This window comes from Burkholderia sp. LFS061 (assembly GCF_047978125.1).
Taxonomy (GTDB): domain Bacteria; phylum Pseudomonadota; class Gammaproteobacteria; order Burkholderiales; family Burkholderiaceae; genus Burkholderia; species Burkholderia pyrrocinia_C.
In genome coordinates this window covers 149,921-172,688 of the sequence record NZ_JBFPFS010000006.1, presented here as the reverse complement: position 1 = coordinate 172,688, position 22,768 = coordinate 149,921, and the positions used below count along the sequence as shown (strand labels likewise).

Annotated in this window: 22 protein-coding genes and 2 tRNA genes; 10 read left to right on the top strand and 14 right to left on the bottom strand. The window is 67.8% G+C overall.

Going from position 1 to position 22,768, the window contains the following annotated elements; all coding sequences use genetic code 11:
- Nucleotides 1-213 precede the first annotated feature (213 nt).
- Complete coding sequence (locus ACNQQL_RS07820) at nt 214-540, bottom strand: hypothetical protein (protein ID WP_347063804.1); 327 nt, start codon at nt 538-540, stop codon at nt 214-216.
- A 501-nt stretch (nt 541-1,041) separates the two neighbouring features.
- Between ACNQQL_RS07820 and ACNQQL_RS07815 the strand changes: the two genes are divergently transcribed.
- Nucleotides 1,042-2,439, top strand: a complete 1,398-nt coding sequence (locus ACNQQL_RS07815) for a sigma-54 dependent transcriptional regulator (RefSeq protein WP_072436032.1) — start codon at nt 1,042-1,044, stop codon at nt 2,437-2,439.
- A gap of 41 nt (nt 2,440-2,480) precedes the next feature.
- Entirely contained in the window at nt 2,481-3,452 is a 972-nt protein-coding gene (locus tag ACNQQL_RS07810) for a thymidylate synthase (RefSeq protein WP_072436420.1), read from the top strand.
- Nucleotides 3,453-3,526: 74 nt separating this feature from the next.
- On the opposite strand, the gene ACNQQL_RS07805 is transcribed toward ACNQQL_RS07810, so the two are convergent.
- Both ACNQQL_RS07805 and ACNQQL_RS07800 read right to left on the bottom strand, forming a co-directional pair.
- Complete coding sequence (locus tag ACNQQL_RS07805) at nt 3,527-6,082, bottom strand: DUF6600 domain-containing protein (RefSeq protein WP_347063758.1); 2,556 nt, start codon at nt 6,080-6,082, stop codon at nt 3,527-3,529.
- Between the two features lie 162 nt (nt 6,083-6,244).
- Complete coding sequence (locus ACNQQL_RS07800) at nt 6,245-6,952, bottom strand: helix-turn-helix transcriptional regulator (protein WP_347063757.1); 708 nt, start codon at nt 6,950-6,952, stop codon at nt 6,245-6,247.
- Nucleotides 6,953-7,148: 196 nt separating this feature from the next.
- On the opposite strand from ACNQQL_RS07800, the gene ACNQQL_RS07795 reads away from it, so the two are divergent.
- Nucleotides 7,149-7,292, top strand: coding sequence for a hypothetical protein (locus ACNQQL_RS07795; RefSeq protein ID WP_310137330.1), 144 nt, complete (start codon nt 7,149-7,151; stop codon nt 7,290-7,292).
- Nucleotides 7,293-7,422: 130 nt separating this feature from the next.
- Entirely contained in the window at nt 7,423-7,935 is a 513-nt protein-coding gene (locus ACNQQL_RS07790) for an acyl-CoA thioesterase (protein ID WP_011544912.1), read from the top strand.
- Nucleotides 7,936-7,967: 32 nt separating this feature from the next.
- Here ACNQQL_RS07790 and fumC read toward each other — a convergent pair whose 3' ends face one another.
- The 3 genes from fumC to ACNQQL_RS07775 form a co-directional block, all read right to left on the bottom strand.
- Entirely contained in the window at nt 7,968-9,362 is a 1,395-nt protein-coding gene (fumC, locus tag ACNQQL_RS07785) for a class II fumarate hydratase (RefSeq protein ID WP_175963730.1), read from the bottom strand.
- A gap of 150 nt (nt 9,363-9,512) precedes the next feature.
- The gene (norM, locus tag ACNQQL_RS07780; protein WP_065500472.1) at nt 9,513-10,901 is read right to left on the bottom strand and encodes a multidrug efflux MATE transporter NorM; all 1,389 of its coding nucleotides are present in this window, start codon (nt 10,899-10,901) and stop codon (nt 9,513-9,515) included.
- A 132-nt stretch (nt 10,902-11,033) separates the two neighbouring features.
- A complete protein-coding gene (locus ACNQQL_RS07775) occupies nt 11,034-11,252 on the bottom strand; it encodes an RNA-binding S4 domain-containing protein (RefSeq protein ID WP_006486208.1) in 219 nt (72 codons plus the stop codon).
- A gap of 270 nt (nt 11,253-11,522) precedes the next feature.
- Here ACNQQL_RS07775 and ACNQQL_RS07770 point away from each other — a divergent pair, with 270 nt between their 5' ends.
- Entirely contained in the window at nt 11,523-11,924 is a 402-nt protein-coding gene (locus ACNQQL_RS07770) for a hypothetical protein (RefSeq protein ID WP_347063756.1), read from the top strand.
- A 131-nt stretch (nt 11,925-12,055) separates the two neighbouring features.
- Here ACNQQL_RS07770 and ACNQQL_RS07765 read toward each other — a convergent pair whose 3' ends face one another.
- From ACNQQL_RS07765 to fdxA, 8 genes are all read right to left on the bottom strand, one after another.
- Complete coding sequence (locus tag ACNQQL_RS07765) at nt 12,056-12,832, bottom strand: DUF4088 family protein (protein ID WP_072436025.1); 777 nt, start codon at nt 12,830-12,832, stop codon at nt 12,056-12,058.
- A gap of 161 nt (nt 12,833-12,993) precedes the next feature.
- On the bottom strand, nt 12,994-13,332 hold the full coding sequence (locus ACNQQL_RS07760; RefSeq protein WP_347063755.1) for an AzlD domain-containing protein: 339 nt from the start codon (nt 13,330-13,332) through the stop codon (nt 12,994-12,996).
- Nucleotides 13,329-14,096, bottom strand: coding sequence for an AzlC family ABC transporter permease (locus ACNQQL_RS07755; protein ID WP_347063754.1), 768 nt, complete (start codon nt 14,094-14,096; stop codon nt 13,329-13,331). Before ACNQQL_RS07755 ends, ACNQQL_RS07760 begins: the two co-directional genes overlap by 4 nt.
- A 123-nt stretch (nt 14,097-14,219) precedes the next feature.
- Nucleotides 14,220-15,146 carry an AraC family transcriptional regulator gene (locus ACNQQL_RS07750; protein WP_347063753.1) on the bottom strand — a complete coding sequence of 309 codons (927 nt, stop codon included), beginning with the start codon at nt 15,144-15,146 and terminating at the stop codon, nt 14,220-14,222.
- A 62-nt stretch (nt 15,147-15,208) separates the two neighbouring features.
- Nucleotides 15,209-15,694, bottom strand: coding sequence for a CreA family protein (locus ACNQQL_RS07745; RefSeq protein ID WP_072436022.1), 486 nt, complete (start codon nt 15,692-15,694; stop codon nt 15,209-15,211).
- A 120-nt stretch (nt 15,695-15,814) separates the two neighbouring features.
- A tRNA-Asn gene (locus ACNQQL_RS07740) sits at nt 15,815-15,890 on the bottom strand.
- A 71-nt stretch (nt 15,891-15,961) separates the two neighbouring features.
- Nucleotides 15,962-16,037, bottom strand: a tRNA-Asn gene (locus tag ACNQQL_RS07735).
- A 96-nt stretch (nt 16,038-16,133) separates the two neighbouring features.
- Entirely contained in the window at nt 16,134-16,457 is a 324-nt protein-coding gene (fdxA, locus tag ACNQQL_RS07730) for a ferredoxin FdxA (RefSeq protein ID WP_034183076.1), read from the bottom strand.
- A gap of 300 nt (nt 16,458-16,757) precedes the next feature.
- On the opposite strand from fdxA, the gene pncB reads away from it, so the two are divergent.
- The 5 genes from pncB to rmuC all read left to right on the top strand — a co-directional run bounded on the left by pncB (nt 16,758) and on the right by rmuC (nt 22,730).
- Entirely contained in the window at nt 16,758-17,957 is a 1,200-nt protein-coding gene (pncB, locus tag ACNQQL_RS07725; protein WP_204426016.1) for a nicotinate phosphoribosyltransferase, read from the top strand.
- Between the two features lie 87 nt (nt 17,958-18,044).
- Nucleotides 18,045-18,707 carry a LutC/YkgG family protein gene (locus ACNQQL_RS07720; RefSeq protein ID WP_111017539.1) on the top strand — a complete coding sequence of 221 codons (663 nt, stop codon included), beginning with the start codon at nt 18,045-18,047 and terminating at the stop codon, nt 18,705-18,707.
- Between the two features lie 43 nt (nt 18,708-18,750).
- The gene (locus ACNQQL_RS07715) at nt 18,751-20,181 is read left to right on the top strand and encodes a sodium:proton antiporter (RefSeq protein WP_347063752.1); all 1,431 of its coding nucleotides are present in this window, start codon (nt 18,751-18,753) and stop codon (nt 20,179-20,181) included.
- 81 nt (nt 20,182-20,262) lie between these two features.
- Nucleotides 20,263-21,252: a 2-hydroxyacid dehydrogenase gene (locus tag ACNQQL_RS07710; RefSeq protein ID WP_072436418.1), complete on the top strand. Its 990-nt coding sequence runs from the start codon at nt 20,263-20,265 to the stop codon at nt 21,250-21,252.
- Nucleotides 21,249-22,730, top strand: coding sequence for a DNA recombination protein RmuC (rmuC, locus tag ACNQQL_RS07705; RefSeq protein ID WP_347063751.1), 1,482 nt, complete (start codon nt 21,249-21,251; stop codon nt 22,728-22,730). The genes ACNQQL_RS07710 and rmuC overlap by 4 nt, the downstream gene beginning before the upstream one ends.
- The last annotated feature ends 38 nt before the right edge of the window (nt 22,731-22,768 follow it).

Here is a 22,768-nt window from a genome sequence, read left to right as displayed (position 1 = left end):
CCGGATTCCTCGCACGTGCATCGGCTTTCCGGTGTTGCGCGCCGCGATGCGCGATGCAATGCGGCGCGGCGACGGACAGAGTAAAAAGAGTGCCCGCCGGGGGACGGAGCACAAAAACCGTTTCGTGTCGCGGGGCGGTGAGGGGAGCGCGATCGATGCTGTCCGGCAGATTCGAATAGCTATGGAATCCTCATCGAATGGATTGGTACATGCTCACTGGTGCGTGGTGCCTTGTGCGTTTTTTTCCATCGCGTGCTGCACGTCGCGTGGCTGCGGTACCGGGAGCGGCGTCGGTAACTGGGGCGGAGGCGGGATCTCGTCCCACAGCGTCACTGAAGCCTTGCCGGCCGGCAGCGGTTGCGGCGCCGACACGGTCACGATGCCGAACCCGTTGCCGGGCTGCATGCCTGGCGCGTTTTCGGCGAGCAGCATCGCGCGATCCAGCTTCATGTTTTCATCCGCATGCGCCGGCGCGGGCGGGCCGGCGGCCGAGAGCGAAATCGCCATCGGCACGAAGGAAAGTAACAGATGTTTTCGCATGGTCGCTGTCTCCGATGTATTCCTATGCAGCGAAATACATGCCATCGCGCCGGGACCCTTGTCACGATTGCGATTCGCGCACACGCGTCGACAATTGCGGCGAAAAACGCCTGAAAGTGTTTCAGGCCTGAAACGAGGGGGCTTGGGAATACTGCGGATTCAATCGATACGCTACAAGGATGAAAATCGACGCGTGTGTCGATGAAAGAGCACTTCGCTGCGCAGGTGCTATGTGCAGATGATTGACATGCGTCGACTTCCCGAGCGATTTGACCGCATCGCCCGAGGCGCTGAAATCGGTTTGTCGCATTCAGTGCCTATAACTAAGCTGTGTTGATCAAAAAAAAACGGACGCGAAATTAGCGCCATCATGCGAGGCTTTGTCGTTGCCGCGCATCGGCATGGCGAATCGAGCCACCTTTGGCTGACCCGATTCGATCCTTTCGCACGCGACTTGGCGTGCGCGGCAATCGTTGGATGGTTGATGAACGGGGTGGGCATATGGGAGCCGATCAGCGGCACGTGATCTATTACTCGCGCGAACCGAACGATGCGTTGCGCGGCCATTTCGACGAATGCGGTTGGCGCGTCGATCTCGCGGAGACCGTACGCGACGTACGGCGCGTCGTGCAGCACGGCGTTGCAACGGCCGGCCTGCTCGATTTCTCGCCGGGCTTCAAGCCCTCGGACCTGCGCGAACTCGAATCCTGTCTGAGCATCCAGCACATCGGCTGGATCGCGGCGACGCGGCGCGGCCAGTTGCAGGACGCCACGCTGCGCCATCTCATTCGCGACTATTGCTTCGACTACGTGACGATGCCGTACGAGATGTCGCGGATCGTCGAGACCGTCGGTCATGCGCATGGCATGGTCGCGCTGACCGAGCCCGTTGCGCCGCTTGCCGGTGCGGGCCGCAGCGAAGGCGAGATGGTCGGCACCTGCGATGCGATGCTCGGACTCTTCAGGACAATCCGTCGCGTCGCGGCGACCGATGCGCCGGTGTTCATCTCCGGCGAATCGGGCACGGGCAAGGAATTGACGGCGGTCGCGATTCACGAGCGCTCGTCGCGTGCGCAGGCGCCGTTCATCGCGATCAATTGCGGTGCGATCCCGTCGACGCTGCTGCAGGCCGAGCTGTTCGGCTATGAGCGCGGCGCGTTCACCGGTGCGAACCAGCGCAAGATCGGCCGCGTCGAGGCCGCCAACAGCGGCACGCTGTTTCTCGACGAGATCGGCGACCTGCCGCTCGAAAGCCAGGCGAGCCTGTTGCGCTTCCTGCAGGAAGGCAAGATCGAGCGGCTCGGTGCGCACGTGTCGGTGCCGGTCGATGTGCGCGTGATCTGCGCGACGCACGTGGACATGGAAGCGGCGCTGCGCGAAGGGCGGTTCCGCGAAGACCTGTTCCATCGCCTGTGCGTGCTGAAGATCGAGGAGCCGCCGCTGCGCGCGCGGGGCAAGGACATCGAGGTGATCGCGCGCCACATGCTCGAGCGTTTCAAGGGCGATGCGCATCGCCGCCTGCGCGGCTTTTCCCCTGATGCGGTGGCCTCGCTGTACGGCTATTCGTGGCCGGGCAACGTGCGTGAGCTGATCAATCGCGTGCGCCGCGCGATCGTGATGTCGGAGGGCCGGATGATCACCGCGGCCGATCTCGAGCTGAACGACTACGCGACGCTCGCGCCCGTGTCGCTGCTGGAGGCGCGCGAGGCGGCCGAACGGCAGGCGATCGAGCAGGCGCTGCTGCGCCATCGCGGCCGTTTCGCGGATGCCGCGCGCGAACTCGGCGTGTCGCGCGTCACGCTCTACCGGCTGATGTGCGCGCACGGAATGCGCGATCGCGGCGACGCGCTGGCGGGGTTTCCTGCGTCGTTGCCGGAGTTTCCGCATCACGCTTGCTAAAATTGGCGGGTACGGCCGCCCTCGCGGCCGAAGGAACCCGCATGAAACAGTATCTCGACCTCGTTCGTACCATTCTCGATACCGGCACCTGGCAGGAGAACCGCACGGGGATCCGCACCATCAGCATGCCGGGCGCGATGCTGCGCTTCGACCTGCAGCAAGGCTTCCCGGCCGTCACGACCAAGAAGCTCGCGTTCAAGTCCGCGGTCGGCGAACTGGTCGGCTTCCTGCGCGCGTCGCGCAGCGCGGCCGATTTCCGCGCGCTCGGCTGCAAGGTGTGGGACGCGAACGCGAACGAGAACGCGCAGTGGCTCGCGAACCCGTACCGCCAGGGCGTCGACGATCTCGGCGACGTGTACGGCGTGCAATGGCGCCAGTGGCCGGGCTACAAGGTGCTCGATGCGGGCGCCGATGCGCAGATCGCCGACGCGACGCGCCGCGGCTTCCGGATCGTCACGCGTTTCGACGAAGACGGCGCACCGAAGGTGCTGCTGTACAAGGCGATCGACCAGTTGCGCCAGTGCCTGGACACGATCATGGAGAATCCGGCCGACCGTCGTATCCTGTTTCACGCGTGGAATCCGGCCGTGCTCGACCAGATCGCGCTGCCCGCATGCCATCTGCTGTACCAGTTCCTGCCGAATGCGACGAAGCGCGAAATCTCGCTGTGCCTGTACATCCGCAGCAACGACGTCGGGCTCGGCACGCCGTTCAACCTGACGGAAGGGGCCGCACTGCTGTCGCTCGTCGGCCGGCTGACGGGCTATACGCCGCGCTGGTTCACGTATTTCATCGGTGACGCGCACATCTACGAGAACCAGCTCGACATGCTGCAGCAGCAGCTCACACGCGAGCCGTACGAAAGCCCGCGGCTCGAGATCGCCGAGCGCGTGCCTGAATACGCGAAGACGGGCGTCTATGCGCCCGAGTGGCTCGAGCAGATCGAGCCGTCGGACTTCTCGCTCGTCGGCTATCGCCACCATGAGCCGCTGACCGCGCCGATGGCGGTCTGATCGCGCGGCCCCCGCAGAAAGAAGGCCTGACCGGCATCAGCCGGTCGGGCCTTTTTGCTTCACGTTTGCGGCACTTACTGGCGGTGCCGCTCTTCGTGACCGCCTTGCGGCGGCGGGTTGCTCGGGCGCGGCGCCTCGACGTGCGGCGCCGGTTGCGGCCGCGGTTCCATTCGGGGCGCGGGCATCGACGGGCGCGGTTCCACGTGCGGTGCGGGCATCGACGGCCGTGGCTCCATGCGCGGCGCCTGCGGCTGCGGGCGCGGCATTTCATGTGCGGCGGGGGCCGGCGGGCGGTACTCGTTCACGCGCGGCGGTGCGACTTCGCGGTGTGGCGCCGGTTGCGCGAATTCGGGGCGCGGTTGCGGCGCGGGGGCGGCCCGTTCCGGTTGCGGCTGCCCATGCTGGGCCGGCGTCGGGAATTCGGGGCGCGGACGCGGCTGCGGGATTTGCGCCGTATTGTCGAACCTCGGCTGCGGCAGCGCGCGCGGCGCTTCGTTCCGGCCGCCGGGCTGCGCGCCCTGCGGAGCCGGCGTGCCGTCCGGATGCGGCACCGGCACCGCGCTGCGCACGGGCGGCAGCGCATTCTGTCCTGCCGCGTGCAGCGCGGCCGGCGGGGCGGGGCGTTGACGCTCCATCGGCGTGTGCGGCTGCATCCACGCCGGTGACGGCGCCTCGGCTGCGTGCGCGTTGCCGTTGCCCGACGGGAAATTGCCGGCCACCGGCGGATGCGGGACACCGTTTCCGGGCCCGAACGCCTGGCGCGGCGCCGGGTTGCCCGGTGCCTGCGGCATGCCGCCGTTGGCGAAGCGCGGCGCATTGGGGTTCTCGCCGTTCGCCGGCCGCGCGAGAGTCGGCGCGCCCGGCACCGGCACCGGTGCGCCCGGACGTCCGGCCTGCGCGGCTGGCGGCTGGCCTTCGCGCGGCGCGCGTGAAGGTTGCACGACGGGGCCGTGCGGATTCACGAGCTGCACGTTGTGCATTGCCCATGCGCCGCCGTTCGGGTTGCCCGGAACGCGAACCGGGCGAGCCGTGTAGTCGGCCGGCACGTTCGTCTTCACGACGGGGGCGCCGGCGCCCGGCACGCGTGCGCCTTGCTGCGCGAGGTGGGCGGCGGCCTGGTCGCGATACGCGGCCGGCACGGCAGGATTGCGCGTCGCGACGTACGGGTGCTGCGCGATCGCCTCCGGCGGACGGTAGCCGGCATTGCGCAGCCCGCCGGTAAAGCTCTGGCGCACCGGCGCGATACCGGGCGTACCCGGTGTCACGTGCGCATTGCGCCATTGCTGCGGATCGACATGCTGCGAGAAGTGCGCAACAGGTTGACCGTGCACGAACGCGGAGGCCGGCACGGCCGCGATCGCGTGCGGCGCGTGGAAGTTCACGTACGTCTTGTTGATGTTGGTGATATTGGTGATGTTCGTCACGTTCACGGTCTTGTTCACGTTGACGTTGTTCACCACGATGTTGCGGTTCACGCGATCGTAGTAGTGCGGGCTCCAGCCGCCCCAGCCGGGGTGCCACGGCTCACCCGGGCCGAGCGCGAACCATGCGCAGCCGGCCGCGGCGACGCCGCCGACGGTGAGCGCGACGCTCCAGTCGGGACCGCCGCCGCCACCGACGAACGCGACGAGCGCCGGCGCATAGACGGGCGGCTGGCTGACGACCATCGGGCCGGGCACCCATGCCCAGCTATCGTCCACGTACGCCCAGCGGCCGTAGTGATACGGCGCGAAGCCCCACGGTGCATCGTCGACCCACGTCCAGCCCCACGGTGCCTGCCAGATCCAGTGGCCGTCGTGATACGGCGCCCAGTCGGCCGGCGTGTCGTTCGGCACCCATACCGAGCCGTAATTCGGGGTTTCGCGCCACGTGCCGTTCGCGTCGAGATCCTGGTAGCCGGGAACGTCGCGGGACACATAGCGGGCCGATACCGAGCGCTCCTCGGACGCGTCGCGGCTGGCGGCCCACTGGTCGAGCGCATCGGGGCCCGGCGCGGGCGATTGCTGCGCAACCTGCAGGTCGGTGCCCGTGAACACGACCTGCTGTCCGGGTGACAGCGGGTATTGTCCGTTGCTGCCGTAGGCGGTCGCGCTGCCGCTGCGCACCGTGACCGTCGTGCTCGCTCCGTTCGGCGCGACATCGACGCGATAGTCGCCGGGGCCCGTGATGCCGAGCGCGAGGTTCGGCGTGTCGATTTCGTACGATCCGCCGGCCGGCAGCTGGCGCACGTGCGTCGATACGGTGCCGAGGCCGACCTTCAGTTGCGTCGTCGTGTCGTCGAGGTTCAGCACCGACAGGCTCGTCGAATTGCCGAGCCGCACCGCGGTCGAGCCGATGTGCAGTTCCGAGCGCGCGCCGGCATCGTTCCAGAGCTGGTCGCCGGTCGTCAGCGGCCGGTTCACGGCGGCATACGACCATGTATCGGTGCCGGCCGGTTCGGTCGTCACGGCGCCCGACAGGTAATTGAGCCGCGCGACGCGGCCCGGCGGATCGCCGCCCGGTTGCCGAGCCGCGGCCGCATACGGCGGGGCATCGGCCGATTGTGCGAATGCGGGGGGCAGCGTCGCAAGCGCGACGAACGCGAGCAGCGTATAGCGGGCGGATCGCTTGAGCGTGAACAGGGGGGCCATGGTGAGCGTCTTCGTCGTTATCGCGGCGCGTCGATTCGTGCCGTTGAGTTCACAATATCCGCTCGGTCTGTTTCAGTGCTCGGTGTTTTGTAAGCCGGATGGCACGCGATGTAACAAAACCTGTCCATCGCGAGCCGTTGTCGTGCAGCTGCAATGCTGGCGTCAAGCGGACGTAAGCCACCCGTCGAAAACCTGCTGTCCGGGCACGGTGACGCGCAGCACGCGCGGTCGTGCGGAGCGCTCGATCCAGCCGTGCGCACAGAAGCTCTCGAGCAGTGCGGCGCCGAGCGCGCCGCCGAGATGCGAGCGCCGCTCGCTCCAGTCGAGACAGCCGCACGCGAAGCGGCGCCGGCGCGCGCGCTGCTGGGCGACGTCGATGCCCCATTGCGCGAGCGCCCGGGTGCCGAGTTCGGTGATCTCGATCTCATCGCCGTTGGCGAGCAGCCAGCCGTGCGCGGTGAGCCCGTCGAAGATGCGCACTGCGAGTTCGCCGGCCATGTGGTCGTAGCAGGTGCGTGCGTAGCGCAGTTCGGCCGGCACCGTGCGCGACGGCGGCGGAACCGGGCGGTGCGGCGCGGCCGCGCGGGCGACGTTCGCGAGCGCCTCGAGCGATGCCGCGATGTCGGACGATGCGATCCGGTAATAGCGGTGCCGGCCGCGCACTTCGAGCGCGAGCAGGCCGCCTTCGGTCAGCCGCGCGAGATGCGCGCTTGCCGCGGACGGCGACAGCCCCGCGATCATCGTCAGTTCGCCGGCCGGTCGCGCGCTGCCGTCCATCAGCACCCACAGCATCGCGGCGCGCCCCGGGTCGGCGATCAGCGCGCCGATGCGGCTCAGGCCCGGAAAGTGGTGGTCGTCGTGATCGGTCATCGTCGTATCTCGTCAGGCGGGATGACTTGCAGTGTAGTGGGTGCGGGCATTCGATGTTTCGGATCCGGCTGAAATGTCGAATAGCGGTACCGGCGCGGGCACCGACCTTGCGGAAGACCGGACTGCGGCCCCGTGCGGGGCACGCGTAGAATGGCCGGACGCGGCGGCAGCGGGCCGCCGCACGTGACACGATGCAATGATGAAGACGATTTTCTGCCTGTTGGCGGCCGTGCTCGTCTGCTCGGCCTGTGCGCAGGGCGGCGCGGGCGCTGCCGGCGAGCGGGGCGGCAGCCTCGAGATGTACGGGACGATCGACCAGGGCATCACGATACGCCGCTGACGGGCGCCGATCCGCGTACGTTTCAGGCGCGTCGGCGCCGCCGCGCCACATTGGGCGCCCCGCGGCGCGTTGCCGCAGTGCAACGTATAATGGCCCGATTACAGCGCCCCTGCCGCCCGGAGCCAACAAGATGCCCCAACCGTCCCCCGTACCGGCCGCTCTCGACCGCACCGAAACCGTATTCCGCTTCCTCGCCGAGCCGTCGTCCGTGAACTTCGGCGGCAAGGTGCATGGCGGCGCGCTGATGAAGTGGATCGACGAGGTCGCGTATGCATGCGCGGCCGTCTGGTCGAGCCGCTATTGCGTGACGGTCAGTGTCGGCAACATCCGTTTCCAGCGCCCGATCCTGGTCGGCAATCTCGTCGAGCTGAAGGCGCGCGTCGTCGCGACGGGGCGCACCAGCATGCACATCCATGTATCCGTGCACGCTGGCGATCCGAAGGGCGGCGTGTTGCGCCAGACGACCGATTGCCTGGTCGTGTTCGTCGCGGTCGACGAGAACGGCAACCCGGTGCCGGTGCCGCCGTTCGTGCCCGAGACCGACGAGCAGAAGGTGCTCGCAAAATATGCGGCCGACGTGCGGGCCGCGCTCGACAAGATCGTCGAGATGAAGCCGGAAGAGGTCGCGAAAGGCGCGGTCTGACCGTCGCGGGCGCCGCGCCCGTCGTTCCGCCGTTACCGCGACCCGATCATCTGCTCGGGTCGCACCCACGCATCGAATTCCGCCTCGGTCAGATAGCCGAGCGCGAGCGCGGCAGCCTTCAGCGTCGTGCCTTCCTTGTGCGCCTTCTTCGCGATCTGCGCGGACTTGTCGTAGCCGATATGCGGATTGAGCGCCGTCACGAGCATCAGCGATTCGTTCAGCAGCAGGTCGATGCGCGCGCGATTCGGCTCGATGCCCACCGCGCAGTGGTCGTTGAAGCTCTGCGCGCCGTCGGCGAGCAGCCGCACCGATTGCAGTACGTTGTGCGCGATCATCGGCCGGAACACGTTCAGTTCGAAATTGCCGCTCGCGCCGCCGACGTTGACCGCGACGTCGTTGCCGAACACCTGGCAGCACAGCATCGTCACGGCCTCCGACTGTGTCGGGTTCACCTTGCCCGGCATGATCGAGCTGCCCGGCTCGTTCTCCGGAATCGACAGCTCGCCGAGCCCGCAGCGCGGCCCGCTCGCGAGCCAGCGGACGTCGTTCGCGATCTTCATCAGGCCGGCCGCGACGGTCTTCAGCGCGCCGTGCGCGAACACCAGCGCGTCGGCCGCCGCCATCACCTCGAACTTGCTCGGCGCCGTCACGAACGGCAGCTTCGCCAGGCGGCCGATTTCGTCGGCGACGCGCACCGCGAACTCCGGATGCGCGTTCAGCCCCGTGCCGACCGCGGTGCCGCCGAGTGCGAGTTCGTACAGGTGCGGCAGCGCCGATTCGACGTGACGGATGCCCTGGTCGAGTTGCGCGACATAGCCGGAAAACTCCTGGCCGAGCGTGAGCGGTGTCGCGTCCTGCAGGTGCGTGCGGCCGATCTTCACGATATCGGCGAACGCCTTCGATTTCGCGTCGAGCGTCGTGCGCAGCGTGCGCAGCGCCGGCAGCAGGTGATTGACGATCGCGTACGCGGCCGCGACGTGCATCGCGGTCGGGAACACGTCGTTCGACGATTGGCCGCGGTTCACGTCGTCGTTCGGATGAACCTTGCGCGCTTCGCCGCGCTCGCCGCCCATCAGCTCGCTCGCGCGGTTCGCGATCACCTCGTTGAGGTTCATGTTGGTCTGCGTGCCGGAGCCCGTCTGCCAGACCGCGAGCGGGAATTCGCGCGGATGCTTGCCGGCGATGATCTCGTCGGCCGCGTCGATGATCGCGCGCGCCTTGTCGTCGGCCAGCACGCCGAGCGACTGGTTCACGGCCGCCGCGGCACGCTTGACGATCGCCAGCGCGTGGATCAGCTCGGGCGACTGCTTCTCCGTCGAGATCCGGAAATTCTGCAGCGAGCGCTCGGTCTGCGCGCCCCAGAGCCGGTCGGCCGGCACGGCGATCTCGCCGAACGTGTCGCGTTCCATCCGAACTGCTTCGTTCATGATGCACTCCTCTTGGAAAGGGGAAAGGCCGCGCAATGCGCGGCGTCGGGCGTATCGTGAGGCAGTCGCGCCGCTCGCGCGGCGTCTTCGGGACTTCGGGCCTTCAGCCGACAAGCATAGCGTCGGCCGCGATTTCGTGTCGTGTCGCGCTCAATGCCGCGCCGCGATGAGCGACGCGGTCTTCAGATGAAAGCGCCATGCCATCAGCGCCGCGACGCTCGCGAGGCCGGCCGCGAGCCCCCACCACAGGCCGCGCGCGCCGAGGCCTGCATGGAACGCGAACCAGTAGCCGGTCGGGAAGCCGATGCCCCAGTAGCCGAAGGTCGCGGCGAGCATCGGGATGCGCGTGTCCTTCAAGCCGCGCAGCGCGCCCGACGCGACGGTCTGCATCCCGTCGACGATCTGGAACACCGCGGCGATGCCGAGCAGCGATGCCGCGAGCGACACCGTGGCCGCATTGGCCGGGTCGTCGAGATGAAGATACAGGCCGACGATCGTGTGCGGCGCGACGATCATCACGACGCCCGACAGCGACATGAACGCGACGCCGAGCGCGAGCGCGACGAAGCCCGCATGCCGCGCGGCGACGGGCGAGCCCGCGCCGACCCAGTAGCCGACCCGGACGTTGGCGGCCTGGCCGATCGCGAGCGGCACCATGAACGATACCGACGCGACGTTCAGCGCGATCTGGTGCGCGGCGAGCGACGTCGCGCCGAGTACGCCGACCGTTAGGCCGGTGCCGAGGAACAGCGTCGATTCGACCCCGTACGTGATCGCAACGGGCCAGCCGATGCCGATCAGCTCGCCCATCACGGGCAGCTTCGGGCGCGCCGCGGTCACGAAATGGCGGAAGCGCTGCCGGCCGTGCAGCAGCCAGATCAGCGCGAGCGCGGTGAGCCAGATCGTGATCGTCGTCGCGACCGCCGACCCGAGAAAGCCGAGGCGCGGCAGCCCGAATGCGCCGTGGATCAGCCCGTAGTTCAGCACGCCGTTGACACCGACGCCGCCGATCGACACCCATAGCAGCCGCCGCGCGGCGCCGATCGCCGGCAGGAACGCGCGCATCAGCCCGACGCCGATCAGGCTGCCGAGCGCCGCGAAGCGGAGGATGCCCGTGTATTCGCCGACGTGATGCGCGAGCAGCGGCGGCTCGTGGAACATCAGCAGGATCGGTTCGGCCAGCGACAGCGCGACGATTGCCGGAATCGCGAGCAGCACGGATAGCGCGAACCCGGTCCAGTAGATGTGCGGCACGCGGTCCTCGGCCTGGGCGCCGCGCGCATGTGCGACGCTCACGCTGACCGACGACAGCACGCCTTGCAGAATGGTGACGATGACGAAGAAGAAGTTCGCGCCGAGACCGCCGGCCGCGAGCGAATCGGGGCCGAGCGAACCGAGCAGCACCGTGTCGGTGACGCTCATCGCCATTTGTGAAAGTTGCGCGATCGCGAGCGGTGCGGCGAGGCGCGCGGTATCGGCAGCGTGACTGGACAGCGACGGCGGCGCGGCGGCCGTCCGCGTGAGACCGGAATGCGACATGGAATGGGCGCTCGCGCGGGTGCGGGCCCGCGCTGTCTGTATTTATTTTGAGAGCCGGCTAGCTTACGGCTTTATTCGTACCGTGTCGAACGCGCGCGCCGATGGCCATGTCGCGGACAGGGGGAACAGGCCCTAAGCCTCGCGCACCGCGATGCGCGTGTCGCCGAGCAGCACGACCTGGCCCGCGCGGATCTTGCAGGTCTTGCGAAGCTCGACCGCGCCGTCGACTTTCACCGCGCCGGACGCGACGATCAGTTTCGCGGTGCCGCCGCTGTCCGCGAGGCCGGTGATCTTGAGAAGGTTGTGCAGCTCGACGTATTCGCCGGTCAGCGTGAAATCCAGGTTGGGCATGACGAAAAAGGTGCGCAATGCGCGGAAGGAATCGCCTCGCATCATACGGCACCGCGGGCCGGCGTGCGAGCGCGGGCGGTCGCGGCACGCAGATGTTAAGGACTGTGAGCGATTCGTCAGCAAATGAAACGGTGGGTAACAGTCTGAGAGATTCGAGAACCTGCCGTGCGGGCCGCGGGTCTTTTGTCGTACCTGCTGCGTGTTGCGGCGGGGGACGCGACGGACCGCATCGCTGCGGTTCGCGCCCACAACTTCTTGAGGAGGATTGTCATGTCCAAGATTCGTACGATGCTGATCGGTGCCGCGCTGACGGCGTTCGCCACTTCGGCCGCGTTTGCCCAGACGGGCACGGCGGCGCAGGGCGCGGCAGGTGCCGGCGTGCAGGCGCAGACCCCGGCAGCGGGCGTCGGCGCGGGCGTGCAGGGTAGCGCCGGCACGAACGCGTCGGGCAATGCGGTCGGCGGCGCAACCGATGCGGTCGGCGCGGCAGCCGACGGCGCGAAGGATACGGCGTCGTCGGCCGTCCACTCGGCCAAGAAGCACGCGAAGCACACCGCGAAGTCGGCCAAGAGCCATGTCGGCTCGGCCAAGGCGAAGGCCGGCGAAGCAACCGAGGGCGGTGCATCGGTCGGCGCGGAGGGCGGTGCATCGGCCCAGGGCGCCACGCAGTAAGCGGTGCCTGGCGCCGCGCGACGCTCGCCCTGGACGGCGCGTCGCGACGGCGGCCGTCCGGCGGCCCGGTTCACTTCGCGCGAACCGGGCCGTTTTCATGTGTTCATGCTTTCAGCAGCGCGGGCGCGCGGTCACGGCCGGCGCTGTCCCTGGCCTTGTCCCTGCGCGGGGCGCGCGGCAGCCGGCGTGAATACGCTGCGCAGCCATGCGGCGAGCCGCGCGAAGACGTCGTACGGCTCTTCGACGAAGATCTCCGGTTTCAGCAGCCGCAGGTATTCCATGATCTGCTGCGCTTCCTGTTTTTGGAACGAGCCATGTGCGAGCCCGAGCCGCAGCAATCCGCGCAGTTCGCCGAGCTTGTCGCGCGCGGTGCTGCCGACGCTCATCTCGCATGCGAGCTTGGCCTCGTAAATCCGTTGCCGCAGCGATTCCGCGAGCCGCCATGCGGGCGTCTGCATCAGTTCTTCGAGCGCCTGGATGTCCTGAGCCGCGCCCTTGATCTGCGACGCGAGCGGGTCGATCTGCGCCGGGTCGCCCTGCGCCTCGGCGACGATCGCCTTCGCCCAGTCGCGGCACGCCTTCGCGAGTTCGTCGGGCGTCCATTCGGAGCGCGACGCGAAACCGAAGCCGAATTCGCCGGCCTGCCGCATCAGGATCGCGACGACGTCCGGAAATTCCTTGTCGAGCGTGCGCTTTGCCCACGCGTACTGGCCGCCCTGCAGCATGCGCTGCACCGCGTGCTCGGTCAGCGGAACCATGTTGTCGAGCAGCTTCGCGCGCAGGAAATCCTCGAACGACGGTGTCGCGAACTGCGGGTCGAGTTTCAGCGACACGCGGACGAACGCGTCGTAGTCCTTGCGCAGGGACTCGAGCGTGTCGTCCTTGAGGGAAAGGGTGATCTGGCCCATGAATCGTCTCGATGGCGGCCCGCGCAGGCCGGCGGTCGGCACGGCGCACCGGTGCGGGCGCAGCGTCGACTGACCGGTGCGCGCCGAGGCCGGTGGCGGGTTTTCATTTCCTATATCGGCGCGCCGCGCGGAAACTTGAGCGCGCGCGGTGGAGTGTCCGCTCAGGCGGGCAGCCAGTGCGGCAGCACGATCCCTTGCCAGAAAAAGAACACCGCGAGACCCGCCGCGATCGTCACGAGCGGGCGGCGGGTCGCAGCCGACACGAGCACGGCGGCGAGCGCGCCGACGAGCTGCGGATTACGCCAGGTCAGTTCGGCCGTGCCGCCATGCGGCGAGACGGTCATCGGCACGATGATCGCGGTCAGCACGGTGACGGGCACGAAGCCGAGTGCGGTCCGCACGAGCGGCGGGAAGGTCAGCCGCTCGCCGAACAGGAACAGCGTCGTGCGGATTGCGTAGGTGATGGCGGCCATCCCGAGGATCAGCAGCGCGTAGCTCACGATGCGGCCTCCGTGCGTGACCGCGTGCGCGAGCGCTCGTGCCGCAGTGTCAGCGCGACGCCGATCGCGACGCCGGCGGCAACCGCGCCGAGCAGCCCGAGCTTGTACGGCCAGCCCTGCCAGAAGTACGCGAGCGTGCCGGCCGTCGCGGCCGCCGCGAAATAGCGCAGCGTGCCGAGCTGCGGGACGACGATCGCGATGAAGGTCGCCGCCATCGCGAAATCGAGGCCGAGCGACTGCAGGCCCGGGAATGCCGCGCCGAAGCCGATGCCCGCGAGCGTCCAGACCTGCCAGTTCAGGTACATCGCGAGCCCGGAGCCGAAAAAGTAGTGCGGGCCGATCGTACCGGGCGGGAAGTGCCGGTAGTGCGCATAGGCGACCGCGAAGACCTCGTCGGTCATCAGCGCGCCGAGCGTGGCGCGCCAGCGCAGCGGCAGGTGCGCGACATAGGGCGCGAGCGTCGCGCTGTACAGCAGGTGGCGCAGGTTCACGATCAGCGTCGTCGCGAGTACGACGACGAAGCTCGCGCTGCCCGCGATCAGGCCGAGCGCGATGAACTGCGCGGAGCCCGCGAACACGGCGAGCGACATCAGCACGCCGTGCCACGCGGCAAGCGGACCGCCGCCGACGAGCGTGCCGAAAATCACGCCGAACGGCGCAGCGCCGATCATCATCGGGATCGTGTCGCGCGCGCCGTCGAGCCATTCATTGAGCGGGCGGCGACGGGGCGATGCGGGTGTCGGGTTCAAAGCGTGCTCCTCCATGCGCTGGAGGATAGCGGGCCGGTGGTTTTCGGGCTTGTATGTTCTTGCGGTCGCGGGAGGGTGGCTGCCCGGGCGGTTGTCGGCGCGGCGGCAAGCGAACGGCCGGATGCGGGAAGCCGCGCGTCAGCTCGCCTGCCAGCGCCCGGGCGGCACGCCGAACATCCGTTTGAAATGCCGCGTGAAGTGGCTCTGGTCGACGAAGCCGCTGGCCGCCGCGACGTCGGCGACGGGCACGCCCGCCCGCAGCGGCGCCAGCGCGCGCTGCAATCGCAGCTGGTTGCGCCAGGCATGCGGCGGCATGCCGGTCGTACGCGTGAACAGGCGCGCCGCGTGGAACGGCGACAGGCCGGCCGCCTGCGCGACTTCGTCGAGCGTCACCGTGCACGTGAGATCGGCGGCGAGCCGCTCGCGCATCGCATCGACGCGCGGTTCGTCCGCCGCGAGCGGCGCCGGTCGCGGCTGCGCGTCGGCATGGCGCACGATCAGCGTCGACAGCGCGTCGAGCATGGCCGTTTCGGCGGCGAGCGGATCATAGATGGGTGCGCCGGAGGCTGGATCACCGGCCGCCGGATCGCCGGCCGCCGGATCGTCGGCCGGCTGCCCGTGCGCATGGGAGGACAGCGCGCGCTCGCTGCCGGCTTCCATCATCCGGTGTGCCAGCGTGAGCCGGGCCGCGAGGTCGGCGTCGCGAATCACGTCGGGGGCAAACCACGGCGCGTCCTGCGGGCGGCCGGCGATCGCGCTTGTGAGTTCGCGGATGAATTCGACCGGCATGTAGCTGACGCGATAGCACCAGCCTTCGTCGGCCGCGCGCGAGCCCGTATGCACTTCGCCGGGATTGATCACGGGCACGGTGCCCGTTTCGGCGACATGGCCGCTGCCGCGATAGGTGAAGCGTTCCGCGCCTTCGAGAATCACGGGGATCGTGTACGCGTCGTGCCAGTGGGGCGCGAACGTGTGGTCGCGATAGGTGGCCGTGACCAGATCTGCCTCCGGCAGCAGCGGCGTGCGCCAGTAGCGTGCGGAGTCTGGAAGGCGGGTGGCAGACATGATCGGGCGCGGGAGCGGTCGAACCGACAGTGTATCGCTCGCGCGCCCGTCAGGTGCGGGCCTTACTTGACCGGAATCGTCGTGCCGGCCGGCATCGGCACCGCGGTGACGGCGTTCTTCGGGCTGCCGCTGACGATGCGGTCACTGTAGGTCAGGTAGACGATCGTGTTGCGCTTCTTGTCGACCACGCGCACGACGTGCAGCGTCTTGAAGATGAACGACATGCGTTCGCTGAACACGTCGGTCTGCTGCTTGAGCGGCTCCTTGAAAGTGATGGGGCCGACCTGCCGGCACGCGATCGACGCCTCGCTCGGATCCTCGGCGACGCCGAGCGTGCCCTTGATGCCGCCCGTGCGTGCGCGGGACACATAGCAGGTCACGCCGTTCACGACCGGATCGTCGTACGCCTCGACGACGACGCGGTCGGAGCCCGTTACGCGGAAGTGGGTATTGACGCTGCCGACTTCCTCCGCGTGCGCGAGCGGCGCGATGGCGAATGCGGAGAGCAGGACGGCGAAGGGGGCGGCGCGCAGGAGGCGGTGCTTCATCGACGGAACCGGATGCGAATGCGGGATAGAGACTCTAGCATGCGCGGGACCGGGCCACGATAACGCGAAAGGGCGGCCGGAAAAACAAAAGGCCCGTCGAATGACGGGCCTTTCGCTGTCTGGCTCCCCGACCTGGGCTCGAACCAGGGACCTACGGATTAACAGTCCGGCGCTCTACCGACTGAGCTATCGGGGAATAAATCGGTACATCTGCGTGTTCGGTTACCAGCAAAAAGCCCGTCCACTTTCAACGGGCCTATGCATTTTTGGCTCCCCGACCTGGGCTCGAACCAGGGACCTACGGATTAACAGTCCGGCGCTCTACCGACTGAGCTATCGGGGAACAAACAGCAGAGAAGCGAGATTGTATGGAGTGTTGGCTAACCTGTCAATACTTTTGGGCCGCAGCGCACAAAAAAATTCTGCGGCCGCCGCGCGATCAGCGCTCGAGCAGGTGCAGCTTGTCCTGCACGTCCTTCCACTCGTCCGCGTCGGCCGGTGCCGGCTTGGTCTTCGTGATCGACGGCCAGCCCTTTGCCAGCTCGGCATTCAGCTCGGTGAACTGCTGCTGGTCGCCCGGAACGTCTTCTTCGGCATAGATCGCATTGGTCGGGCACTCGGCAACGCACACGGCGCAGTCGATGCACTCGTCCGGATCGATGGCGAGAAAGTTGGGACCTTCACGGAAGCAATCCACCGGGCACACATCCACGCAATCCGTGTATTTGCACTTGATGCAGCCTTCGGTCACAACGTGAGTCATTAAAACGCTCCTGCTTGGCGGTATATATGGGGTGGCGTTGGCGCCAAAAGCGGCATTGTAACTGAAGCGCAAAACCAGCATGGCGTGGTCGGCTTTCCGGCTTATATCGTTTCGTGATTAGTTTATGGGGCCCCGCCGAGGGGCGCGCAAAGCGGAACCCGGATACGGGCGTCGGCGCGACGGAGCGGGGCGGCAGGCGGTTTCGCGATGGTCGGGCCCGCATTCGGGTAACATGGCCGACAGACCGGGCGGCGCGCTGTGCGCCGGGGCCCTGTCACGATATTGGCGGTGCCGCAAATCATGATCATCACTTCGCTGCTCGACACGGATCTCTACAAGTTCACGATGATGCAGGTCGTTCTGCATCACTTCCCGGCGGCCAACGTCGAATACCGTTTCAAGTGCCGCACGCAAGGCGTCGATCTCGTGCCGTACATCGACGAGATCCGCGACGAGGTGCGCGGCCTGTGCTCGCTGCGTTTTTCCGACGTCGAACTCGACTACCTGCGGCGGATGCGCTTCATCAAGAGCGATTTCGTCGACTTCCTCGCGCTGTTCCACCTGAACGAAAAGTACATCTCGATCACGCCTTCGCCGAAGGGCAACGGCGAGATCGACATCGAGATCGAGGGGCCGTGGCTGCATACGATCCTGTTCGAGATCCCGGTGCTCGCGATCGTCAACGAAGTCTATTTCCGCAACACGCAGCGCGAGCCCGACTATCGCGAAGGCCGCGAGCGGCTGCGCGAGAAGATCAAGCTGCTCGGCGCGAAGCCCGAGTTCGCCGACTGCAAGATCGCCGACTACGGCACGCGCCGGCGCTTCTCGAAGGTCTGGCACGAGGAAGTCGCGCTCACGCTGCGCGACGGCCTCGGCCCGCAGTTCGCGGGCACGAGCAACGTGCTTTACGCGATGAAGCACGACATCACGCCGCTCGGCACGATGGCTCACGAGTACCTGCAGGCGTGCCAGGCGCTCGGCCCGAGGCTGCGCGACTCGCAGATCTACGGCTTCGAGATGTGGGCGAAGGAATACCGCGGCGACCTCGGGATCGCGCTGTCGGACGTCTACGGGATGGATGCGTTCCTGAACGACTTCGACATGTACTTCTGCAAGCTGTTCGACGGCGCGCGTCACGATTCGGGCGATCCGTTCGACTGGGGCGAGCGGATGCTGCGCCATTACGAGGCGAACCGGTGCGACCCGCGCACGAAGGTGCTCGTGTTCTCGGACGCGCTCGACATCCCGAAGGTCATGCAGTTGTACGAACGGTTCCGCGGCCGTTGCAAGCTCGCGTTCGGCGTCGGCACGAACCTCACCAACGACCTCGGCTACGTGCCGCTGCAGATCGTGATCAAGATGGTGCGCTGCAACGGCCAGCCGGTCGCGAAGCTGTCGGATTCGCCGGGCAAGAGCATGTGCGACGACAAGGCCTATCTCGCCTACCTGCGCCAGGTGTTCGGCATCGCGCAGCCGGTCGAGGAAGACGCGTCGAAGTGAGCGTCGGCCGTTCGGTCGAAGGTGCGTGGCGGCAGGGGCGGCCGGTATAATCCGACGTATTGCACGCCAACGTCACGAGGACCGTTCATGGACACTTCTGCTGCCCGTCGCCAGATCCTCGCGCGCATTCGCGCGGCGCAGGGGCGCGCGGCCGAGCCCGATGCAGCGGAGCGCGACGGCGTCGCCGATTATCTCGCCCGCCATCCGCAGGGCCCGCGCCCGCCGATGCCGGCCGATCTCGTTGCCGCATTCGTCGACGAAGCGGCACGCCTGTCGACGACGGTCGACGAAGTCGCGGCGCTCGCCGACGCACCGGCCGCCGCTGCCCGCTATCTTTCCGCTCACGGCCTGCCAACGCAGGCCGTCGCATGGCGCACGCTGGCCGATCTCGACTGGGCCGGCGCAGGCCTGTCGGTCGAGTGCCGCAAGCCGCGCGACGGCGATCTCGTCGGCCTCACGGGCTGCTTTTGCGCGACCGCCGAAACGGGTTCGCTGGTGCTGCTGTCCGGTCCCGATACCTATGCATCGGCCGGCCTGCTGCCGGAGACGCACATCGCGATCGTGCCCGCGTCGCGGATCGTCGCCGGTCATGAAGACGCGTTCGCGCTGATCCGTGCGGAGCGCGGCGAGTTGCCGCGCGCGGTCAATTTCGTGTCGGGCCCGTCGCGCACGGGCGACATCGAGCAGACCATCGTACTGGGCGCGCACGGCCCGTACCGCGTGCATGCGATCGTCGTCCGGGGCGCATGACGCGCCCGCCGCATCCACTACCACTCGAACAAGGAAGTTCTGCATGAAACGACATGCCGCCTGGGCGGGCATGGCGTCGGGAGTCGCGCTTGGCGCCGTTCCCGCGCTTGCATCGGCCGCAACGCTCGACGGTGCCGCACTGTCCGCGCTCTGGGGCATCCCGTTTGCCGGGATCCTGCTGTCCATCGCACTGTTCCCGCTCGCTGCCCCGGTATTCTGGCATCACCACTTCGGCAAGATTGCGGCGGGGTGGGCGGTCGTGTTCCTGATCCCGTTCGCGTTCGCGTTCGGCGCGGGCACCGCGTTCGGCACGCTCGTGCATGCGCTGCTCGAGGAATACATTCCGTTCATCGTGCTGCTCACCGCGCTCTATACGGTGGCAGGCGGCATCTGCGTGAACGGCAACCTGCACGGATCGCCGAAGCTGAACACCGCGATCCTCGCGCTCGGCACGCTGCTCGCGAGCGTGATGGGCACGACCGGCGCCGCGATGCTGTTGATCCGGCCGCTGCTGCGCGCGAACGACAACCGCAAGCATGTCGTGCACGTCGTGATTTTCTTCATCTTCCTCGTCGCGAACGCGGGCGGCTCGCTGTCGCCGCTCGGCGATCCGCCGTTGTTCCTCGGATTCCTGAACGGCGTGAGCTTCTTCTGGACGACGACCCATCTCGCGCTGCCGATGCTGTTCATCTGCGTCGTGCTGCTGGCGCTGTTCTTCGTGCTCGACACGTATTTCTACCGGAAGGGCGGCGAGGAGCGGCCGGCCGCGCTCGACCCGACGCCCGACGGCGCGGCGCTGTCGATCGACGGCAAGATCAACTTCGTGCTGCTCGCGGCCGTGGTCGCGCTCGTGCTGATGAGCGGCATCTGGAAGCCGGACATCGCGTTCGACGTGTGGGGCACGCACGTCGCGTTGCAGAACCTCGCGCGCGACGTCGCGCTCGTGGTCGTGACGCTCGCGTCGCTCGCGCTGACGCCGCGTTCCGCACGTGAAGGCAACGCGTTCAACTGGGCGCCGATCGAGGAGGTCGCGAAGCTGTTCGCGGGAATCTTCGTGACGATCGCGCCGGTGATCGTGATCCTGCGCGCGGGCGCGGACGGCGCATTCGCGCAGATCGTCCATCTCGTCACGGGGCCGGACGGCAAGCCGATCGACGCGATGTACTTCTGGGCGACGGGCCTACTGTCGTCGTTCCTCGACAATGCGCCGACCTATCTGGTGTTCTTCAACCTCGCGGGCGGCGATGCGCAGACGCTGATGACGACGGGTGCGTCGACGCTCGCCGCGATTTCCGCGGGCGCGGTGTTCATGGGCGCGAACAGCTATATCGGCAACGCGCCGAATTTCATGGTGAAGGCGATCGCGGAGTCGCGCGGCGTGAAGATGCCGAGCTTCTTCGCATACCTCGGCTGGGCGCTCGTCATCCTGGTGCCGGTGTTCCTGCTGACGTCGCTGATCTTCTTCCCGGCGTAACCTGACAACTTTCAACCAAGCGCGGGCAGTCCCGGCGGCGCGATGCGCGCCGCGATCGGCCCGCGGCATACGGAGATGGCGATGCAGAAGATTCTGGTCGCGCGTCCGATCTTTCCGGACGTGATCGAACGCCTCAAGCAGTATTTCGAAGTCGACTGGAACGACGGCGACGCGCTCGCACCCGATGCGCTCACCGCGCGTCTGGCCGACAAGGACGGCGCGCTGACGGCCGGCGATCCAGTCGGCGCGGCGGCGCTCGCGGCGGCGCCGCGCCTGCGCGTCGTGTCGAACATGGCGGTCGGCTACAACAACTTCGACATGGCCGCGTTCAACGCGGCGAACGTGCTCGGCACCAACACGCCGGACGTGCTGAACGAGTCGACCGCCGATTTCGGCTGGGCGCTGATGATGGCCGCCGCGCGCCGGATCGCCGAATCCGAACACTGGCTGCGCGCCGGTCACTGGCAGAAGTGGGCGTACGACGGTTTCCTCGGCAACGACATTTACGGCTCGACGCTCGGCGTCATCGGGATGGGCCGAATCGGCCAGGCGCTCGCGCGCCGCGCGCGCGGTTTCGGGATGCAGGTGATCTATCACAACCGGTCGCGGGTCGCCCCCGAGATCGAGGCCGAGCTGAACGCCGAATACGTGTCGAAGGATGCGCTGCTCGCGCGCGCCGATCACGTCGTGCTCGTGCTGCCGTACACGAAGGAAAACCATCACACGATCGGCGCGGCCGAACTCGCGAAGATGAAGCCCACCGCGACGCTGACCAACATCGCGCGCGGCGGGATCGTCGACGACGCGGCGCTGGCCGCCGCGCTGCGCGACGGGACGATCGCCGCGGCCGGCCTCGACGTGTACGAAGGCGAACCGGCCGTGCATCCGGCGCTGCTCGAGGTGCCGAACGTCGTGCTGACGCCGCATATCGCGAGCGCGACCGAAAAGACGCGCCGTGCGATGGCGAACCTTGCCGCCGACAACCTGATCGCCGCACTGGGCGAGGGGCCGCGCGCGGGGCAGCCGCCGAATCCGATCAACCCTGACGTGATCGGGAAGCCGCGCGCATGACGATGACGTTGTTGCTTGCGGCGGTCGTCGTGCTGGCCGTCGCGCTCGCGGTGGCGATCGTCGCGATCGTTCGCGGCGGCGGCCGCCACGACGATGCGGCGGTGCTCGGCGACCAGATCGAGGATGCCGCGCATGCGCAGGCGCGCGCGGTCGAGCGGCTCGAACGCGAATTGCGCGGCGAGATCGTCGAGAACGCGCGCGGTTCGCGCACCGAGCTGGCCGGCAGTTTCTCGCAGCTTCAGCAGACGCTCGCCGCGCAATTGACGAGCGTGGCGACCGTGCAGAACAACCAGATCGAGGGTTTCGCTCAGCAGCTCGGCAAGCTCGTCGCCGGCAATGCGCAGCAGTTCGACGCGATGCGCGAGAGCGTGCAGCGTCAGGCGCAGCAGGCGCGCGAGGAGCAGACGGCCGCGCTCAGGTTGTTCGGCGATACGTTGAACCGGCAGCTCACGCAACTGACCGAAGCGAACGATCGCCGGATCGGCGAAGTGCGCGCGACGCTCGAACAGCGGCTGAAGGAAATCGAGACGAACAACGCGGCGAAGCTCGAGGAGATGCGCCGCACCGTTGACGAGAAACTGCACGCGACGCTCGAACAGCGGCTCGGCGAATCGTTCAAGCTCGTGTCGGACCGGCTCGAGCAGGTCCATCGCGGGCTCGGCGAGATGCAGACGCTCGCGGCGGGCGTCGGCGACCTGAAAAAGGTGCTGACCAACGTGAAGACGCGCGGCACCTGGGGCGAGGTGCAGCTCGAGGCGCTGCTCGAACAGATGCTGACACCCGATCAGTACGCGAAGAACGTCGCGACGGTGCCGAAAAGTACCGAGCGCGTCGAATTCGCGATCCGGCTGCCGGGCCGCGATGCGGGCACGCGCGATGCACCGCCGGTGTGGCTGCCGATCGACGCGAAATTCCCGCGCGAAGACTACGAGCGGCTGATCGACGCGCAGGAGCGCGCCGATGCGGTGGCGGTCGAGGAAGCGGCCCGTGCGCTTGAAGCGCGCGTGCGGCTGGAGGCGCGCACGATCGCGGAGAAGTACGTCGCGCCGCCGCACACGACCGATTTCGCACTGCTGTTCCTGCCGACCGAAGGGCTTTATGCGGAGATCCTGCGCCGCCCGGGGCTGACCGACCTGCTGCAGCGCGACTACCGCGTGACCGTCGCGGGGCCGACGACGCTCACCGCGTTGCTGAACAGCCTGCAGATGGGGTTCCGTACGCTTGCGATCGAGCAGCGCTCGAGCGAGGTCTGGCAGGTGCTCGGCGCGGTGAAGACGGAGTTCGGCAAGTTCGGCGACGTGCTCGCGCGCACGAAGGCGCAGCTGGAAACGGTCACACGCTCGATCGAGTCCGCCGAACAGCGTACGCGTGTGATGAGCCGCAAGCTGAAGCAGGTCGAGGCGTTGCCGGGCGATACGGCGGCTGGCTTGCTCGGTTCGGACGGTGCGGACGGCGGTGCCGATGCCGACGACGCTTGACGGGTTCAGCCGCTCGAGTGCGGGCGGATCGCAATGAA

Bases quoted from the DNA above. Each gene is read 5' to 3' on its own strand.
- ACNQQL_RS07770 (WP_347063756.1), top strand. From the start codon at position 11,523: ATGTCCAAGATTCGTACGATGCTGATCGGTGCCGCGCTGACGGCGTTC.
- norM (WP_065500472.1), bottom strand. From the start codon at position 10,901: ATGTCGCATTCCGGTCTCACGCGGACGGCCGCCGCGCCGCCGTCGCTG.
- pncB (WP_204426016.1), top strand. From the start codon at position 16,758: ATGATCATCACTTCGCTGCTCGACACGGATCTCTACAAGTTCACGATG.
- ACNQQL_RS07805 (WP_347063758.1), bottom strand. From the start codon at position 6,082: ATGGCCCCCCTGTTCACGCTCAAGCGATCCGCCCGCTATACGCTGCTC.
- ACNQQL_RS07815 (WP_072436032.1), top strand. From the start codon at position 1,042: ATGGGAGCCGATCAGCGGCACGTGATCTATTACTCGCGCGAACCGAAC.
- ACNQQL_RS07800 (WP_347063757.1), bottom strand. From the start codon at position 6,952: ATGACCGATCACGACGACCACCACTTTCCGGGCCTGAGCCGCATCGGC.
- ACNQQL_RS07710 (WP_072436418.1), top strand. From the start codon at position 20,263: ATGCAGAAGATTCTGGTCGCGCGTCCGATCTTTCCGGACGTGATCGAA.
- ACNQQL_RS07795 (WP_310137330.1), top strand. From the start codon at position 7,149: ATGATGAAGACGATTTTCTGCCTGTTGGCGGCCGTGCTCGTCTGCTCG.
- ACNQQL_RS07745 (WP_072436022.1), bottom strand. From the start codon at position 15,694: ATGAAGCACCGCCTCCTGCGCGCCGCCCCCTTCGCCGTCCTGCTCTCC.
- ACNQQL_RS07750 (WP_347063753.1), bottom strand. From the start codon at position 15,146: ATGTCTGCCACCCGCCTTCCAGACTCCGCACGCTACTGGCGCACGCCG.
- fumC (WP_175963730.1), bottom strand. From the start codon at position 9,362: ATGAACGAAGCAGTTCGGATGGAACGCGACACGTTCGGCGAGATCGCC.
- ACNQQL_RS07775 (WP_006486208.1), bottom strand. From the start codon at position 11,252: ATGCCCAACCTGGATTTCACGCTGACCGGCGAATACGTCGAGCTGCAC.
- ACNQQL_RS07715 (WP_347063752.1), top strand. From the start codon at position 18,751: ATGAAACGACATGCCGCCTGGGCGGGCATGGCGTCGGGAGTCGCGCTT.
- ACNQQL_RS07820 (WP_347063804.1), bottom strand. From the start codon at position 540: ATGCGAAAACATCTGTTACTTTCCTTCGTGCCGATGGCGATTTCGCTC.
- rmuC (WP_347063751.1), top strand. From the start codon at position 21,249: ATGACGATGACGTTGTTGCTTGCGGCGGTCGTCGTGCTGGCCGTCGCG.
- ACNQQL_RS07790 (WP_011544912.1), top strand. From the start codon at position 7,423: ATGCCCCAACCGTCCCCCGTACCGGCCGCTCTCGACCGCACCGAAACC.
- fdxA (WP_034183076.1), bottom strand. From the start codon at position 16,457: ATGACTCACGTTGTGACCGAAGGCTGCATCAAGTGCAAATACACGGAT.
- ACNQQL_RS07810 (WP_072436420.1), top strand. From the start codon at position 2,481: ATGAAACAGTATCTCGACCTCGTTCGTACCATTCTCGATACCGGCACC.
- ACNQQL_RS07765 (WP_072436025.1), bottom strand. From the start codon at position 12,832: ATGGGCCAGATCACCCTTTCCCTCAAGGACGACACGCTCGAGTCCCTG.
- ACNQQL_RS07720 (WP_111017539.1), top strand. From the start codon at position 18,045: ATGGACACTTCTGCTGCCCGTCGCCAGATCCTCGCGCGCATTCGCGCG.
- ACNQQL_RS07755 (WP_347063754.1), bottom strand. From the start codon at position 14,096: ATGGAGGAGCACGCTTTGAACCCGACACCCGCATCGCCCCGTCGCCGC.